Source organism: Roseateles sp. GW821-FHT09B06 (assembly GCF_059418245.1).
Genome location: NZ_JBWKPM010000010.1, coordinates 126,349 through 142,161, shown reverse-complemented (window position 1 = coordinate 142,161; position 15,813 = coordinate 126,349). Strand labels below are relative to the sequence as shown.

The 15,813-nt window shown below is 69.7% G+C and carries 14 protein-coding genes; 3 read left to right on the top strand and 11 right to left on the bottom strand.

Going from position 1 to position 15,813, the window contains the following annotated elements:
- Positions 1–118 precede the first annotated feature (118 nt).
- Positions 119–4,924, top strand: coding sequence for an NAD-glutamate dehydrogenase (locus AC07OQ_RS11510; RefSeq protein WP_495053260.1), 4,806 nt, complete (start codon positions 119–121; stop codon positions 4,922–4,924).
- A gap of 25 nt (positions 4,925–4,949) precedes the next feature.
- Here AC07OQ_RS11510 and AC07OQ_RS11505 read toward each other — a convergent pair whose 3' ends face one another.
- Genes AC07OQ_RS11505 through AC07OQ_RS11495 form a run of 3 tightly spaced genes read right to left on the bottom strand, consistent with a single transcriptional unit; the run spans position 4,950 to position 6,722 of the window.
- The gene (locus AC07OQ_RS11505; RefSeq protein ID WP_495053259.1) at positions 4,950–5,966 is read right to left on the bottom strand and encodes a Gfo/Idh/MocA family protein; all 1,017 of its coding nucleotides are present in this window, start codon (positions 5,964–5,966) and stop codon (positions 4,950–4,952) included.
- 8 nt (positions 5,967–5,974) lie between these two features.
- Positions 5,975–6,310, bottom strand: a complete 336-nt coding sequence (locus AC07OQ_RS11500) for a YnfA family protein (RefSeq protein WP_495053258.1) — start codon at positions 6,308–6,310, stop codon at positions 5,975–5,977.
- A gap of 10 nt (positions 6,311–6,320) precedes the next feature.
- Positions 6,321–6,722: a PPC domain-containing DNA-binding protein gene (locus tag AC07OQ_RS11495; protein WP_495053257.1), complete on the bottom strand. Its 402-nt coding sequence runs from the start codon at positions 6,720–6,722 to the stop codon at positions 6,321–6,323.
- 107 nt (positions 6,723–6,829) lie between these two features.
- Between AC07OQ_RS11495 and AC07OQ_RS11490 the strand changes: the two genes are divergently transcribed.
- On the top strand, positions 6,830–8,089 hold the full coding sequence (locus tag AC07OQ_RS11490; RefSeq protein WP_495053256.1) for a sensor histidine kinase: 1,260 nt from the start codon (positions 6,830–6,832) through the stop codon (positions 8,087–8,089).
- 68 nt (positions 8,090–8,157) lie between these two features.
- Positions 8,158–8,679: an endonuclease V gene (locus AC07OQ_RS11485; protein WP_495053255.1), complete on the top strand. Its 522-nt coding sequence runs from the start codon at positions 8,158–8,160 to the stop codon at positions 8,677–8,679.
- Between the two features lie 367 nt (positions 8,680–9,046).
- Here the strand turns inward: AC07OQ_RS11485 and AC07OQ_RS11480 are convergent, their stop codons facing one another.
- From AC07OQ_RS11480 to AC07OQ_RS11445, 8 genes are all read right to left on the bottom strand, one after another.
- A complete protein-coding gene (locus tag AC07OQ_RS11480; protein WP_495053254.1) occupies positions 9,047–9,928 on the bottom strand; it encodes an ABC transporter permease in 882 nt (293 codons plus the stop codon).
- Complete coding sequence (locus AC07OQ_RS11475) at positions 9,925–10,755, bottom strand: ABC transporter ATP-binding protein (protein ID WP_495053253.1); 831 nt, start codon at positions 10,753–10,755, stop codon at positions 9,925–9,927. Before AC07OQ_RS11475 ends, AC07OQ_RS11480 begins: the two co-directional genes overlap by 4 nt.
- On the bottom strand, positions 10,755–11,753 hold the full coding sequence (locus AC07OQ_RS11470; RefSeq protein WP_495053252.1) for an ABC transporter substrate-binding protein: 999 nt from the start codon (positions 11,751–11,753) through the stop codon (positions 10,755–10,757). Before AC07OQ_RS11470 ends, AC07OQ_RS11475 begins: the two co-directional genes overlap by 1 nt.
- Before the next feature lies 1 nt (position 11,754).
- Positions 11,755–12,762, bottom strand: coding sequence for an ABC transporter substrate-binding protein (locus AC07OQ_RS11465; RefSeq protein ID WP_495053251.1), 1,008 nt, complete (start codon positions 12,760–12,762; stop codon positions 11,755–11,757).
- A gap of 14 nt (positions 12,763–12,776) precedes the next feature.
- A complete protein-coding gene (locus tag AC07OQ_RS11460; protein WP_495053250.1) occupies positions 12,777–13,685 on the bottom strand; it encodes a TauD/TfdA dioxygenase family protein in 909 nt (302 codons plus the stop codon).
- Positions 13,686–14,338: 653 nt separating this feature from the next.
- Positions 14,339–14,590 carry a hypothetical protein gene (locus AC07OQ_RS11455; RefSeq protein ID WP_495053249.1) on the bottom strand — a complete coding sequence of 84 codons (252 nt, stop codon included), beginning with the start codon at positions 14,588–14,590 and terminating at the stop codon, positions 14,339–14,341.
- A gap of 213 nt (positions 14,591–14,803) precedes the next feature.
- Positions 14,804–15,373 (bottom strand): cysteine dioxygenase family protein, encoded by a 570-nt coding sequence (locus tag AC07OQ_RS11450; protein WP_495053248.1) that lies wholly within the window; start codon positions 15,371–15,373, stop codon positions 14,804–14,806.
- A gap of 45 nt (positions 15,374–15,418) precedes the next feature.
- Positions 15,419–15,787, bottom strand: a complete 369-nt coding sequence (locus AC07OQ_RS11445; RefSeq protein ID WP_495053247.1) for a hypothetical protein — start codon at positions 15,785–15,787, stop codon at positions 15,419–15,421.
- Between the last annotated feature and the right edge of the window lie 26 nt (positions 15,788–15,813).

The window sequence follows — 15,813 nt, the reverse complement described above, 5'->3', positions numbered from 1 at the left end:
TAGCAGGATCGCTCGCCCCGCGCCGGCGCGGCCAGTTCCGGCGCACCGGTGCTCCCGCCCTTGCGGCCCGGCCGGGATTGGAGCAGGATCGCCCGGCGACCGGACAGGAGACCCCATCGTGCTGAACGAAAAGAATCCAACAAGCCTGCGCGGCGAGCGCCTGGACGAGGTCGGCAAGCTCGTGCGCAGCAAAGTGGTCGCCGATCAGCGCGAAACGCTGGTCGACTTCGTGCGCAGCTATTTCGGGCAGGTCGACCCCGAGGAACTGGCCGAGCGGCAGGTGGCCGATCTGTACGGTGCCGCGCTGTCGCACTGGAGCTTTGCCGGCAAGCGCGAGCCCGGCCATCCGCGGGTGCGGGTGTTCAACCCGACGATCGCCGAGCATGGCTGGCAGTCCACCCATACCGTGATCGAGATCGTCAACGACGACATGCCCTTCCTGGTCGATTCGGTGACGATGGAGGTCAACCGCAACGGCCTGACCCTGCACCTGATCATCCATCCGCTGGTCGCGGTGGAGCGCGCGGCCGACGGCACGCTGCGCGGCCTGGCCGGCCAGGCCAACGGCGGCGCCCGCGAATCCTTCATCCATGTGGAGGTCGACCGCGTGCCCGAGCCGCAGCGGCTCGACGCGCTGGCCGCCGACATCGCCCGGGTGCTCGGCGACGTGCGCCTGGCGGTGGGCGACTGGCAGGCCATGCGGCAGCGCGTGCTCGACCTCATCGAGGCCCAGCGCCGCAGCGCGCCGCCGCTGGCGGCCGAGGAGCTGGCCGAGGGCCAGGCCTTCCTGCACTGGCTGGCCGACAACCATTTCACCTTCCTCGGCTGCCGCCGCCACGAGCTCGCCTGCATCGACGGCCAGGACGCCCTGAACGTGGTGGCCGATTCGGCCCTGGGCATCCTGCGCGAGCGCACCGCGCTCGACGCGGTGGCCGCCTTCGCCGCGCTGCCGCCCGAGGTGCGTGCGCAGGTGCGCCGGCCCGAGCTGCTGGTGGTGACGAAATCGACCGCGCGCTCCACCGTGCACCGGCCCGGCTATCTGGACTATGTGGCGGTCAAGCGCTTCGCCGCCGACGGCCAGGTCTGCGGCGAAGACCGCTTCCTGGGCCTCTTCACCTCGACCGCCTACAGCGCCAACCCGGCCGACATCCCGCTGCTGCGGCGCAAGGTGGCCGACGTGGTGGCGCGTGCCGGCCTGGCGCCGGGCAGCCACGCCGGCAAGGCCCTGGTCAACATCCTCGAGACCTATCCGCGCGACGAGCTGTTCCAGATCGGCCCCGACGAGCTGCTGCAGACCGCCGTCGGCATCCTGCACCTGGGCGAGCGCCAGCGCTTCCGCCTGTTCGTGCGACGCGACCCCTTCGAGCGCTTCATGTCCTGCCTGATTTACGCGCCGCGCGAGCATTACACGACCGAGCTGCGCCAGAAATGGCAGGAGATCCTGGTGCAGGCCTTCAACGGCAACAACTCGGAATTCAATGTGCACCTGTCGGAATCGGTGCTGGCGCGCATCCAGATCATGGTGCGCACCCAGCCGGGGTCCATCCCGGGCTTCGATGTGCGCGAGCTGGAGGCGCGCCTGGTGCTGGCCGCGCGGCGCTGGGACGACGAGCTGCAGACCGCGCTGGTCGACGCGCTGGGCGAGGCGCGCGGCATCCAGCTGTTGCGCCGCTTCGGCGGCGCCTTCCCGGCCGGCTACCGCGAGCAGTTCGAGGCGCGCGCCGCGGTGCCCGATGTCGAGCTGATGGCCGGCCTGAGCGACGGCGCGCCGCTGGGCATGAGCCTGTACCGCCCACTCGAGGCGCCGCCCGGCAGCCTGCGCTTCAAGCTGCTGCGCCGCGGCGAGCCGCTGATCCTGTCGACCAGCCTGCCGATGCTCGAGCATATGGGCATGAAGGTGCTCGACGAGCATTCCTACCGCATCGCACCGCAGGACTCGGCACCGATCTGGATCCACGACTTCGGCCTGCTGGCCAGCGCCGGCACCGGCGAGCTCGAGGTCGATGCGCTGCACCAGGTGTTCGAGCAGGCCTTCGGCGCGGTGCTGCGCGGCGCGGTCGAGAACGACGACTTCAACCGCCTGGTCGTCGCGGCGCGCCTGACGGCCGAGCAGATCGTGGTGCTGCGCGCCTATGCGAAGTACATGCGCCAGATCGGCTTCGCGCTGTCGCAGAACTTCATCGAGGCCACCCTGGTCGCGCATGCCGGCATCGCGCGCCAGCTGGTGCGGCTGTTCGAGCTGCGCTTCGATCCCGCGGCCGACGCGGCGGCCGACGCGGCAGCGCAGGCGGCGGCGATCGAGACCGCGCTCGAGCAGGTGGCCAATCTGTCCGAAGACCGGGTGCTGCGGCAATACCTGGCCCTGATGCGCGCGACCCTGCGCACCAACTTCTGGCGCCGGCGCGAGTTCCTGTCCTTCAAGTTCGACGCGGCCAAGGTGCCGGGCCTGCCGGAGCCCAAGCCGATGTTCGAGATCTTCGTCTACTCGCCGCGCTTCGAGGGCGTGCACCTACGCGGCGGACGGGTGGCGCGCGGCGGGCTGCGCTGGTCGGACCGGCCGGAGGATTTCCGCACCGAGGTGCTGGGCCTGGTGAAGGCGCAGATGGTCAAGAACACCGTCATCGTGCCGGTCGGCTCCAAGGGCGGCTTCGTGCTGAAGCAGGCGCCGCCGGCCAGCGAGCGCGAGGCCTTCATGAAGGAGGGCGTGGCCTGCTACCAGGACTATCTGCGCGGCCTGCTCGACCTGAGCGACAACCGCGTCGGCGACGCGATCCAGCCGCCGCCGCAGGTGCGGCGCCACGACCCGGACGATCCCTACCTGGTCGTCGCCGCCGACAAGGGCACGGCGACCTTCTCCGACTATGCCAACGCGATCAGCAAGGAATACGGCTTCTGGCTCGGCGACGCCTTCGCCTCCGGCGGCTCGATCGGCTACGACCACAAGGCCATGGGCATCACCGCGCGCGGCGCCTGGGAATCGGTCAAGCGCCATTTCCGCGAGATGGGCCGCGACACGCAGAGCAGCGCCTTCACGGTGGCCGGCATCGGCGACATGTCGGGCGATGTGTTCGGCAACGGCATGCTGCTGTCGCGCCATATCCAGCTGCTGGCCGCCTTCGACCACCGCCACATCTTCCTCGACCCGCAGCCCGACGCCGAGCAGGCCTTCGCCGAGCGCGAGCGCCTGTTCCGGCTGCCGCGTTCGTCCTGGGCCGACTACGACGCCGCGCTGATCTCGGCCGGCGGCGGCGTGCATGCGCGCAGCGCCAAGTCGATCCCGATCACGCCCGAGGTGCAGCGCGCGCTGGGCATCGCGGCGGCGGCGCTGACGCCGACGGAGCTGGTCAACGCGATCCTGAAGGCGCCGGTCGACCTGATCTACAACGGCGGCATCGGCACCTATGTGAAGGCGGCCGGCGAGAGCCATGCGCAGGTCGGCGACCGCGCCAACGACGGCCTGCGGGTCAACGGCGGCGAACTGCGCTGCAAGGTGTTCGCCGAGGGCGGCAACCTCGGCTGCACCCAGCTCGGTCGCATCGAGTACGCGCTGGCCGGCGGCCGCATCAACACCGACGCGATCGACAACTCGGCCGGCGTCGACACCTCGGACCATGAGGTCAATATCAAGATCCTGCTGGGCCTGGCCGCCGGCGACGGCGAGCTGACCGACAAGCAGCGCAACGGCCTGCTACCCGAGATGACCGACGACGTGGCCGCCCTGGTGCTGCGCGACAACGTCTTCCAGACCCAGGTGCTGTCGGTCACCGGCCGCATCGCGCCGCAGCTGCTCGACGCCCAGGCGCGCTTCATGCAGTTCCTCGAGAAGAGCGGGCGCCTGAACCGCAGGATCGAGTTCCTGCCCGCCGACGAGGAGATCGCCGAGCGGCGCGGCAAGGGCCTCGGCCTGACCAGCCCGGAGCGCGCCGTGCTGCTGGCCTACAGCAAGATCTGGCTCTACGACGAGCTGCTCGACTCGCCGCTGCCCGACGACCCCTGGGTCTCGACCGCGCTGGCGCGCTACTTCCCGGCGCTGCTGCAGGAGCGTTTCAGCGCCTACATGCCGCGCCACCCGCTGCGCCGCGAGATCATCGCCACCCATGTGACCAACAGCATGATCAACCGGGTCGGCAGCACCTTCGTGCACCGCCTGCTCGAGACCACCGGCGCGCGCGCCTTCGAGATCGTGCGCGCCTATCTGCTGAGCCGCGAGATCTTCGGCATGGTGAGCCTGTGGCAGGCCATCGAGTCGCTCGACAACAAGGTGGCCGACGAGATGCAGTCGCTGATGCTGATCGACACCAGCCGCCAGCTCGAACGCGGCACCAAGTGGTTCCTGCGCTCGCGCCGGCTGGCCGACGACATGGGGGCCACGATCGAGCATTTCACCTCGAACGTCGAGAAGCTCGCCGCGCGGCTGCCGCAGCTGCTCGATGTCGACGAGCGCGCGCGCGTCGACGCCGCGGCGGCCCAGTATGTGGCGGGCGGCGTGCCGGCGGCGCTGGCCGAGCGCGTGGTGACCTTCGGCACGCTGTACGCGACCCTGGACATCGCCGAGATCGCCGGCGGCGCGCGCTGGCCGGTCGAGCTGGTGGCCGCGATCTATTTCGATCTGGCCAATCGCCTGGGCATGCCCTGGCTGCGCGACAAGATCGCCGCGCTGCCGGGCGACCAGCATTGGCAGATGCTCGCCAAGGGCGCGATGCTGGACGATCTGTGGGGCCTGCAGCGCTCGATCACCAGCGCGGTGCTGGCCGGCGGCAGCGACGAGGCCGACTCGCCGAGCGCCCTGGTCGAGGCCTGGCAGGCCAGCAACGGCCGCACGATCGAGCGCGCCGAGCAGCTGCTCGGCGAGCTGCGCGCGGTGCCGGCGCCGGACGCGGCGATGCTGTCGGTGGCCCTGCGGGAGCTGCGCGGACTCAGCTAGAACCTGTTCACACCCCGGCGGGCGGCTATTCGAAGGGGTAGCGCACGCCCAGCCGGCGCCGGATCTCGTCCATCCAGGCCAGCGTGGCCAGCGTTTCCGCATGCGGCATGCGCGGGCTCTCGATCAGGCCGGCGCGCACGCAGCGCATCGCCTCCTCGATCTCGCCCTCGAAGCCGTTGATGCGCAGCGGCAGGCCGACGCGCAGCTCGGGCTCGCCCCGCACCTGCAGCAGCGCCTCGGTGGCCTGCCAGAAATCGCGCGGCAGCGTGATCGTGCCGCGCGCGCCGAACAGGCGCAGCGCGTTGTCGGCGCAGGCATCCAGCGCACAGACGAACTGCGAAACCTGGCCGCCGGGGAAGCTCAGCGTGGCAGCCAGGCGCTGGTCCACGCCGCTGGGCGCCAGCCGACCCTCGACCTGCAGCGCGCGGTAGTCCGGACATTCGCCCAGCGCCTGCTGCAGCACCCAGCGGGTGACGCTGAGGTTGTAGATGCCGATGTCCAGCAGCGCGCCGCCGGCCAGGGCCGGGTCGAACAGGCGGCTGCCGGGGTCGTAGTCGGCCGGGAAGCAGAAGCTGGACTGGATCGCGCGCAGTTCGCCGATGCGCTGCCCGCGCAGCCACTCGCCCACCCGTTCGTAGGCCGGCAGGAAGCGCGTCCACAGCGCCTCCATCAGGAACACGCCACGCGCGCGCGCCAGCGCCACCAGGGCCTCACCCTCGGCCAGATTCGGCACCAGCGGCTTCTCGCACAGCACGGGCTTGCCGGCTTCCAGGCAGGCGCGCAGCGCCGCGCCATGCTGGGCATGGGGCGTGGCGATGTAGACGCCGTCGATGGCCGGGTCGGCCAGCAGCGCCGCCAGGTCGGTGCCGCTGCGCGGCGCCGCCCAGCGCTCGGCGAAGGCCGCGGCGCGCGCCGCGTCGCGGCCAATCACCGTCCGCAGCCGCGCGCCCTGGATGCCGGCCACGGCCTCGGCGAAACGGTGGGCGATGCGGCCGGGGCCGACGATGGCCCAGTTGAAGGAGGCGACGGTCGGATGCGTCATGGTCGTGATCAGCCCCGCTGCGGGGCCAGCATGATGATGGCCATGCCCAGCAGCGCGACGCCGGCGCCGGTCAAGTCCCAGGCCGTGGGGCGCAGGCCGTCCACCGCCCACAGCCAGCCCAGCGCCACGACGATGTAGACGCCGCCATAGGCCGCGTAGACCCGGCTCGCGGCCTGCGGGTGCAGGCTCAGCAGCCAGGCGAACAGCGCCAGGCTCAGCGCGGCCGGCAGCAGCAGCCAGGCCGGCGCACCCTTCTTCAGCCACAGCCAGGGCAGGTAGCAGCCGACGATCTCGGCCAGCGCGGTGGCGATGAAGAGAAAAAGGGTCTTGCAGAGTTCGAGCATGCGATCCGCATCATGCCCGAGGCGCGATCCGCAGTTCCGCGTAGCCGCTTGCCGCGTCCGGTTCGCGCGCGAAGGCCCAGTCCGGCAGCAGGGCCAACAGCAGCTCGGCCGTGGTGCGCACGATGCAGCCCGGCGCCACATGGCCGCCCAGCACGCGACCGGCCGCGTCGGCCACGCTGGCATGCAGATGGGCGCCGGCGGGCGACAGGCTGCCGCTGAGCGTCAGGAGCTCGACATTGCCCAGCAGGAGCAGCGGCTCGGCCGCGCCGGCCAGGCGCAGCCGGGTCTGGCTCAGGCTGCCGATGCCGGCCAGCACGAAGGCGGCCGCGACACCCTGCGCCGGCAGGACCTGCTGCAGCGCCAGCCGCAGGTCCGCGCCGGGAGTCAGGCGCAGCGGCAGCAGGGTTTTCATGCGGCCGAGCCTAACCGATGCCGCGGCGTCGCCGGGCAAGCAAGGGTTGCCAGCATCGGATGGCCGGTGCATAAAGCATGCGTTGGCCAGCCCAGGGAGAATGAAAAATGAGCCAGCTGCTGCTGCAATGGACCGCGAGCCAGGGATTCCTCCCGCATGGCTATTGTTTTCAGTGGAGTCCGACCCTGCTGGCGCTGATGGTCGGCTCGGACGCGCTGATCGCCCTGTCCTACTACTCGATCCCGCTGGCCCTGGTGGTGTTCGTCAGGCGCCGGACCGATCTGCAGTTCAACTGGATCTTCCTGCTGTTCTCGGCCTTCATCTTCCTGTGCGGCAGCACCCATATCGTCGACATCCTGACGGTCTGGTGGCCGCAGTACTGGCTGCAGGGCTACACCAAGGCGGCCACCGCGGCCGTGTCGGTGGTGACGGCCATTGGCCTGTGGTGGCTGATGCCCCGGGCCCTGCGCCTGCCCAGCACCGCCACGCTGGAACAGATGGTGGCCCGGCTGGAGGGCGAGGTGGCCGAACGGCGCGCCGCCGAGGCGCGGCTGGAGCAGTTGCGCGCCGAGCTGGAGACGCGCGTGCGGGAGCGCACCCGGGCGCTGGAGCAGGAAACCGCCGAGCGCCTGCGCCTGCAGGACGCCGACCGCGCCCGCGCCGTGGCCGAGCAGGCCAACCGCGCCAAGAGCGAATTCCTTTCGCGCATGAGCCATGAGCTGCGCACGCCGCTGAATGCGGTGCTGGGCTTCTCGCAGCTGCTGCGCAACGAGCTGGCCGACCTGAACGCGCGCCAGCGCGAATGGCTCGACCATGTCGAGACGGCCGGCTGGCATCTGCTGAAGCTGGTGGACGACGTGCTGGACATCGCCAGCATCGAGGCCGGCGTGCTGCGGGTGCAGCAGGAGCCGGTGGACCTGCAGGCGGCGCTGGACGACTGCCGCGACATGGTGACCCAGGCCGCGCAGGAACGCCAGGTCAGCCTGGATCTGACGGCCGAGAGCAGCGAGCCCGTGGTGGTCTCCGACGGCCGGCGGCTGCGCCAGGTGCTGGCCAATCTGCTGACCAATGCGATCAAGTACAACCGCCCCGGCGGCAGCGTCACCGCCCGGCTGTCGCTGCACGAGGACCGGCTGCGCATCGAGGTGGCCGACACCGGCGTGGGCCTCAGCGACGAGCAGCAGGCCCAGCTGTTCCAGCCCTTCAACCGCCTGGGCCGCGAGCGCGACTCGCGCGTGCAGGGCACGGGCCTGGGCCTGGTGGTGGTGAAGCAGATGATCGAGGCGCTGCGCGGCCGCATCCAGGTGAACAGCCGGCCCAATGTGGGCACGACCTTCGTCGTCGAATGGCCGGTGGCGCCGGCCTGAGCGAGCGAATGAGCGAGGCCGCTGCGCGCGCCACAATGACGGCTGATCCACGAGAGCAGCGCCGAGCGATGAAACTGGCGATCGACATCTACCACCACGGCGAGGGCGCCACCGCCACCGCCGCCGCCGTGACCTTCGAGGCCTGGGATGCGCCCGAACCGCTGCGCAGCTTCAGCTCCCGCATCGCGGCCGTCGAGCCCGCCCCGCGCGGCGCACCGCGCGACCTGCGCGATCTGCCCTGCCTGCTGCAGCTGCTGCGCGAGCACGCCGGGCTGCAGGCGCCCGAGCTGATCGTGATCAACGGCGCCGTCCATCTCGACGCGCAGGAAACCCCGGGCCTGGGTCTGCATCTGTTCCGGGCGCTGGGCGGCCAGGTCGCCGTCGTCGGCATCTCGAAGACCGCCCTGCCCGGCCTGCCGGCGCAGTTCGAGCTGCACCGCGAGGACGAGACCCGCCCGCTGATCATCACCTGCGCCGGCATCGACCTCGGCGCCGCCAAGGCGCGGGTGCGCGGCATGCACGGCAAGCGCCGCGTGCCGACCTTGGTCAAGCTGGTCGCGCGCCTGGCCAAGGAGGCGGCCGGGGGCTGAGCGCAGGCCCAGCCGCCGTCCCGCAGGTCTCGTTTTGTAGCGTTATGTATCGCGCCCGCACGGTGGCGCTACACACTCATTCAAAACGATGCGGCCGTGACACATCGCCGATACCGCGCGCCTGTCTACTGAGGGCCAGCGGAGGTCCCGGCTCGCCGGCCTCCTTTTTCCTTCCTTCCACGAAGAGGGGCATGCATGACCACGGCAACCCATTCCCTGCAGCACCCCGGCCGCCGCGACTTCGTCGCGCCGGCTGCGCGCCCGGCCCCGGCGGCGGCGAGCGCCCCGTCGTTCGCGCGGATGCTGATCCTGGCGCAGCGCCGCTTCGCTCGGCAGCAGCAGCTGCCACGCCCCGGCGCGGGCGGGCTCAGCGCTGCAGGCCCCAGCGCTGGACCGTCAGCCGCTCCAGCGTGTTAAACACCAGGCTCTCCACCGCCAGCCCGATCAGGATCACCAGCACCAGGCCGGCGAACACGCGGTCGGTGTAGAGCTCGTTGCGGTTCTGGAAGATGAACCAGCCCAGGCCGCCCTTGCCCGAGGAGGCGCCGAACACCAGCTCGGCCGCGATCAGGGTGCGCCAGGCGAAGGCCCAGCCTATGCGCAGGCCCGACAGGATGGCCGGCAGCGCCGCCGGCACCAGGATCTGCAGCACATAGCGCAGGCCCGTCAGGCCGTAGTTGCGCCCGGCCATGCGCAAGGTGTCGGGCACGGCCTGGAAGCCGGCAAAGGTGTTCAGCGCCAGCGGCCACAGCACCGAATGGATCAGCACGAAGATCAGGCTGCCCTGCCCGAGGCCGAACCACAGCAGGGCCAGCGGCAGCAGCGCGATCGCCGGCAGCGGGTTGAACATCGCGGTCAAGGTGGCCAGCAGGTCGCGGCCCAGCTGGGTGGACACCGCCAAGGTGGTCAGCACGAAGGCCGCCAGCACGCCGCCGGCATAGCCCTGCAGCAGCACGGCGAGCGAGATGCGTGCCTTGACGATCAGCTCGCCGCTGGCCAGGCCATCGGCCAGGGCCTTGGCGGTCTGCACGAAGGTGGGCAGCAATAGGTCGTTGTTCTGCCAGCGCGCGACGATTTCCCACAGCAGGGCCAGCACGGCCAGGATCAGGCCGCGGCGCAGCCAGCTCTGCTGCTGCCACAGCCGCGCGGCCAGCGGCAGCGCGGCCTCGGCCTGCAGCGTGGGCGGCAGCGGCGGCAATTCGCGCTCGTATTCCGGACGGACCAGGGGGGTCAGGGTGACGGTATTCATGCGATCCTCGCCGCGGCGATGGTCTCGGCGGCAACGTCAGGGGCCGGCTCGTCGAACAGCAGCCGGTGGATGCGCTGCGCGCTGGCCTGGAAGGCCGCGCCGCCCAGGCTCTGCAGGTCGTACTGATGGCTGTTGATCTCGGCGCGCAGCCGGCCCGGGTGCGGCGACAGCAGCGCGATGCGGCTGCCGACGACCAGCGCCTCCTCGATCGAATGGGTGACGAACAGCAGGGTGAAGCGCACCTCGTCCCACAGCGCCAGCAGCTCCTCCTGCATCTTGCGCCGGGTCAGCGCATCCAGTGCCGCGAAGGGCTCGTCCATCAGCAGCACACGCGGCTGCATCGCCAGCGCACGGGCGATCGCGACGCGCTGCTTCATGCCGCCGGACAGCTGGTGCGGATAGGCGCCGGCGAACTTGGCCAGACCCACCTTGGCCAGGTAATGCAGCGCGCGCTCGGCCGCTTCCTTGCGGCCCAGAGTCTTGGAGGCCAGCAGCGGGAACTCGACGTTCTGCTGCACCGTCTTCCAGGGCGGCAGCTGGTCGAACTCCTGGAACACGACGATGCGGTCCGGACCGGGGCCGCGCACGGCCCGACCCTCCAGCCGGATCTCGCCGCCGGCCGGCACGACGAAACCGGCGATGGCCTTCAGCAGGCTGGACTTGCCGCAGCCCGAGGGGCCGAGCAGCACATAGCGTTCGGCCTCATGCACCTCGAAGCTGACCTCGTGCGTGGCCTGCACCAGGCGCTTCAGCGTGCGGTACTGCAGACTGACCCGGTCCACCACCAGCAGCGGCGCGGGTTTGATGGGCGTAACGGCCGGCCCCATCAGCTGCCCCCTTGCGGGTAAGCCTCTTCGAAGAAGTAGTCCTTCCACGAGGCCGCCTTGTTCTTCAGAACGCCGATCTCGTGCAGTTTCTCGGCGTAGACATGGGAGCGATGCGGCGACACCGTGAAGTCGTTCTCCGGGTCCTCGACGATGCGCCGGACCAGGCCCGGCGCCAGCTTGGAGTTCTGCACGCGAATGAAGATCTCGGCCGCTTTCGTCTTGTCGGCCCTGATCAGCTGCGCCGCCTCGACCAGGGCCGCGTAGAAGGCCTTGTAGGTCTTGGGGTTCTCGTCGTGGAACTGCTGCGTCGTGTAGAGCACGTTGAAGGTGGCCGGGCCGCCAAGGATGTCGTAGCTGCTGATCAGCTTGCGCACGTTCTTGTTTTCGAGGGCCTGGTAGTAGAACGGGGCGCTGGAGAAATGCGCACTCACCTCGGTGGCGCCGGAGATCAGCGCGGCGGTGGCGTCGGGGTGCGGCAGGCTCACCGAGATGCTGTCGAAGCGCTTGTAGTCCTCGCGGCCGAACAGCCTGGCGGTCTCGATCTGCAGGGTGCGCGACTGGAAGCCGGTGCCGGCCGCGGGCACCGCGATGCGATCCTTGTCGCCCAGGTCCCTCAGGCTCCTGACGTTGGGCTTGTTGGTCAGCAGGTAGTTGGGCAGAGAGCCCAGCGCGGCGACCGCCTTGACGTTCTGCTTTCCGCGAGTGCGGTCCCACAGGGTCAGCAGCGGCGGCACGCCGGCCGACACCACGTCCAGCGCGCCGGCCAGCAGGGCCTCGTTCATCGCGGTGGCGCCGGAGATCTGGTTCCAATCGACCTCGATGCGCTCCAGTCCTTGCGCCTTCGCATGCTTCTCGATCAGCTTCTGGTCCTTCACCACGTCCAGGATCAGATAGCCGATCCCGAACTGCTGGGCGATGCTGATGCGGCCCTCGGCCTGGGCGGTGAGCGCGGCGCAGGCGAGCGCGGCGCCGACGAGGAAATGCTTGGTGACGGCCATCTCAGGTCCCGGACGCGTTGTGCGCATCGTCGAAGAAATAGTCCTTCGCCGAGGCCGGCTTGTTCTTGATCGCGCCGACGCGGTGCATGAAGTCGGCGAGCTGCAGGGTGTTCTGCGGCGCCAGCTTGAACTGCACCTCCGGGTTCTTGATGATCTTGATCAGGAACTCGCGGTCCAGCTTGGAGTTGTTGGTGCGCAGGAAGATGTCGGCCGCCTGCTCGGGATTGGCGGTCGCGAAGCGCGCGGCCTCGGCCAGCGCGTCGACGAAGGCCTTGTAGGTCTTCGGGTTCTCCTTGCGGAACTTCTCGGTGCCGTAGAGCACGGTGGCCGAGGCCGGGCCGCCCAGCACCTCGTAGCTCCGCAGCACGATGCGCGCGTTCGGGTTGCCGGCCAGGCCCTGCTCCTGGAAGGGCGGGTTGCCGAAATGCGCGGTGATCTCGGTGCCGCCCTTGATGATGGCGGCCGTGGCCTCGGGATGCGGCACCGCCACCTGGATCTTGTCGAGCTTGTTGTAGTTGGCATCGCCCCACAGCTTGGCCGAGGCCAGCTGCAGCACGCGCGACTGCACCGACACGCCCACCGCGGGCAGCGCGATGCGGTCCTTGTCGGTGAAGTCGGCAATCGTCTTGACCGCCGGATTGTTGCTGGTCAGGTAATAGGGGAAGTTGCCCAGCGAGGCGATGCCGCGCACGTTCTGGCGGCCATAGGTGCGATCCCACAGGGTCAAGAGCGGGCCCACGCCAGCGCCGGCCACGTCGATGCTGCCGGACAGCAGCGCGTCGTTGACCGCGGCGCCGCCAGAGAGCTTGACGTTCTCGACCTTGATGTCGAGACCTTGGGGCTTGCCCTGCTTCTCGATCAGCTTCTGGTCCTGCGCGATGTTCAGCAGCAGGTAGACGATGCCGAACTGCTCGGCGATACGGATCTGGCCTTCGGCCCGGGCGGCACCACTGAGGGCGAGCGCGGCCAGACCCAGCGCCACAAGGCGCGTGGTGAATGTCTTCTTCATGGAAATTCCTGGGGTCAGAAGGGCTTGTCGCCCTCGATGGTGGTTCGATGGAGCAGGCGGCGCAGCTCGTCCGGACAGCCGGCGGCCAGATGCTGCAGCGAGCGGTTGTCCCAGAACACCATGTCGTGCGGCCGCCATTGGTGGCGGTAGACGAACTCGGGCTTGCTGCTGTGCGCGAACAGCTCGGCCAGCAGTTCCCGGCTTTCCTCTTCGCCGACATCGACGATGCGGGTCGTGAAATGCTCGCTGACGAACAGCGCCTTGCGGCCGGTCTCCGGGTGGATGCGCACCACCGGCTGCACGACCGGCCTGACCTCGTCGATCTGCGGCTGCGTCAGCTTGGGGCGCCAGGGGTTGCGCGCGCGCAGCTCCTCGTACCTGGCCAGATAGCTGTGCTCGGCGCGCAGGCCCTCGATGCGCGCCTTCAGCGCCTTTGGCAGGGTCTCCCAGGCCAGGTGCTGATTGGCGAACAAGGTGTCGCCGCCCTCGGCCGGCAGCTCCTGCGCATGCAGGATCGAGCCGAGGCTGGGGCGCTCCTTGTACGAGAGGTCGGAGTGCCAGTAATGGCCGGCGTCGCCGAGGCCGATCGGCTGGCCCTCGGCATCGCGGACATTGGAGATGCGCAGGATCTCGGGGTGCCCCTCCAGCTGGAACTGGCGCAGCACATGGATCTGCAGCGGGCCCCAGCGGCGGCTGAAGGCCACCTGCTGGGCCGGCGTGATGCGTTGATCGCGGAACACCAGCACATGGTGGTCCAGGTGGGCGCGGTGCAAGCGCTGGAAATCGGCGGCGTCGAGCGGGCGATTCAGGTCCAGGCCCAGGACCTCGGCGCCCAAGGGGGCTCCGTCAATGGCCTGGACCCGGAAGTCCTGCGCCGCGGCGGACGCAGTGACCCGAGGGGATTCGAGGAGGGCAAGGTGCATGGTGCTGCCACTCTAGGCCCCGGCCCTTGCGCGACCAACGAAGCACTGCGCATACCCAAGCGCAGGTTTTGCATATGAGCCAACACGCGAATGGGCGGGCGGACGATCGATCGCCGGTTCAACCGGCTTCGGCCTCCCGCCGCACCCCATTCGGGAACGCATCGATCTCGACGACGGACCTCAGATGGTGAACGCGCTGGTACTCGCGAACAGCGGACACGAGCCCCCGGTACTTGGGCGTCAGATGGCGGTGGCAGAGCCAGATCACGCGATAGCTGCTGAGCGTGCTGGAAATGCCTGGGCAAGGGCAGGTCGATGTAGACCAGCGTGTGCGCCGCGGCAAAGCGTTCCCATGACGACGCAACGCAGCCACAGCCATCGATGATCCACGCATCGCGCCGCAGCAGTTCCGCATGCGGCTTCAGGTACTCATCGTGCGGCACCTTGTCGCCACCGGCCCGGTACTGGACCAGGTCCAGCGGATAGGGCGGAAGCCGGGTCAGCGCCGCCAGCCTGCGGGCCAGGGTCGATTTGCCCCCACCCGTGCTCCCGAACACGGCCACCTTCTTCATAGGCCCCGTTCCGGAGCGCCGGGGCTCATGCCGAGCAGCCCGCGGCGGCCCGGCGCGCTGCCGCTGCGGCCATGTCTATGACTAGGGCAGCTTGACGATGCTGCATTGGACCGCCCCGGCCCCCGGGCCGCTGCCGGTTTGGCAGGCCAGGGCCTGCCGGGACGAGGGCTCATGGAACCAGACCGTGCTGCTGCTGCCGCCCTGAGAGACGCCGATCGGCACCCAGCTGGGCGACGCGCTGATCTGCGAGCGCGCGGATGGCGCCCACATGACGGCGCCGACCAGAACGGCCCCCAGGCCGAGGGCGATAAGCGAGGCACCGAGCGTCTTCATCGTGCTTCTCCTGTGATCGTGGCAACGCCGCAGGCACCCATCACCGCCTGCAGGTCGGATTGTGCGCGCGGATCGCGGCGGCCAGGCCTGCCATGCCGGCGATGCGTTCCGGAAGAACGCTCATCGAGCCTGCGCTGGGCTCCCTGGTTTCGACCGGAGGCGGGCGGGCTCCGCCGGCCCGCGGCACCGGCATTGCGACGCGCATCCGCCCCCTCAACTTTCGTTGTGCGCCACTTCGATGCGCCGGCGCGTACGGGCCCCGATGTCGTATATGTTGAAGTTGCTCATCGTGCGCCCATAGAGATGCAGGCTGACGGCGCGGGGCCGTTCCGGCGGAACGCCGGTCACGTGGATGTGATCGGGGTTGGGCACGAAGCTGGTGACGGCGCCATACCGGAGCAAGACCGTGCCGCCGCGCGCCAGGTCGATCGCATCGTCCGCTCCGCGATCCGGCGACAGCCGGACATAGCTGCGCTCCTCCAGCACGCCCTCGACCACCCCGACGACACCCCAGCTGCCGTGGTCGTGCACGGGCGTCCACTGACCCGGGAGCCAGACGATCGCGTACAGCGAGAGGCTCGCATCCGGCGCGTCATATATGAGGTTGCGGGTGTAGCCCGCCGTGCTGCTTCGATAGTGCTGCGGCTCCAGGAAGGTGCCGGCATGATCGATCAGATCGAGCATCAGCGGCGCCAGAGCAAGCACGCAGTCGGCCGGATCGGGCTGGCGGCAGCTTCGTGCGGTGGCTTGGGCGATGAAGGCTTCAAGTGCGCGGGAGGTCATGGGCGGAGGGGGTGGTGCGGGAGATTGTTCTCGGGGTCTCGACGCCTAGCGTCCGAGGTCAAGGGTCGCCGAAGGCGCTTCGCTGGAACGATGGCTCATCAGCTCGGCGGAGCAAGCTGCTCTCTTCGCGGGAGCAGCATAGACCACCAGCGGCGAAGCCGCCCAATTTCTTGCCCGCTGGATTTCGCACTCCAGCCGCCGCCGTTCAAGTTCCATCGCCGCGTAAGCGCGATAGGCGGCGGCTCGTTCTTCCGGATAGCTGGCCGCGCCCTGGAGCCGCTGGTTCAGCAATTGCTGTTCGCTGACGATGGCTTGCTGTCTGTCCAGCAAGGGCTGAAGGCCCGCCTCCAGCGGCTGGATGGCCCGAGCACCGCTGGAACATGCAAACAGGATCAGCATGACGGCACGACGCATGGATATGTTCCTAGACCTGACGAGGT

Excerpts from the sequence above, each read along its gene's own strand:
- AC07OQ_RS11505 (WP_495053259.1), bottom strand. The coding sequence starts at position 5,966 with ATGACGCATCCGACCGTCGCCTCCTTCAACTGGGCCATCGTCGGCCCC.
- AC07OQ_RS11500 (WP_495053258.1), bottom strand. The coding sequence starts at position 6,310 with ATGCTCGAACTCTGCAAGACCCTTTTTCTCTTCATCGCCACCGCGCTG.
- AC07OQ_RS11495 (WP_495053257.1), bottom strand. The coding sequence starts at position 6,722 with ATGAAAACCCTGCTGCCGCTGCGCCTGACTCCCGGCGCGGACCTGCGG.
- AC07OQ_RS11490 (WP_495053256.1), top strand. The coding sequence starts at position 6,830 with ATGAGCCAGCTGCTGCTGCAATGGACCGCGAGCCAGGGATTCCTCCCG.
- AC07OQ_RS11485 (WP_495053255.1), top strand. The coding sequence starts at position 8,158 with ATGAAACTGGCGATCGACATCTACCACCACGGCGAGGGCGCCACCGCC.
- AC07OQ_RS11480 (WP_495053254.1), bottom strand. The coding sequence starts at position 9,928 with ATGAATACCGTCACCCTGACCCCCCTGGTCCGTCCGGAATACGAGCGC.
- AC07OQ_RS11475 (WP_495053253.1), bottom strand. The coding sequence starts at position 10,755 with ATGGGGCCGGCCGTTACGCCCATCAAACCCGCGCCGCTGCTGGTGGTG.
- AC07OQ_RS11470 (WP_495053252.1), bottom strand. The coding sequence starts at position 11,753 with ATGGCCGTCACCAAGCATTTCCTCGTCGGCGCCGCGCTCGCCTGCGCC.
- AC07OQ_RS11465 (WP_495053251.1), bottom strand. The coding sequence starts at position 12,762 with ATGAAGAAGACATTCACCACGCGCCTTGTGGCGCTGGGTCTGGCCGCG.
- AC07OQ_RS11460 (WP_495053250.1), bottom strand. The coding sequence starts at position 13,685 with ATGCACCTTGCCCTCCTCGAATCCCCTCGGGTCACTGCGTCCGCCGCG.
- AC07OQ_RS11455 (WP_495053249.1), bottom strand. The coding sequence starts at position 14,590 with ATGAAGACGCTCGGTGCCTCGCTTATCGCCCTCGGCCTGGGGGCCGTT.
- AC07OQ_RS11450 (WP_495053248.1), bottom strand. The coding sequence starts at position 15,373 with ATGACCTCCCGCGCACTTGAAGCCTTCATCGCCCAAGCCACCGCACGA.
- AC07OQ_RS11445 (WP_495053247.1), bottom strand. The coding sequence starts at position 15,787 with ATGCGTCGTGCCGTCATGCTGATCCTGTTTGCATGTTCCAGCGGTGCT.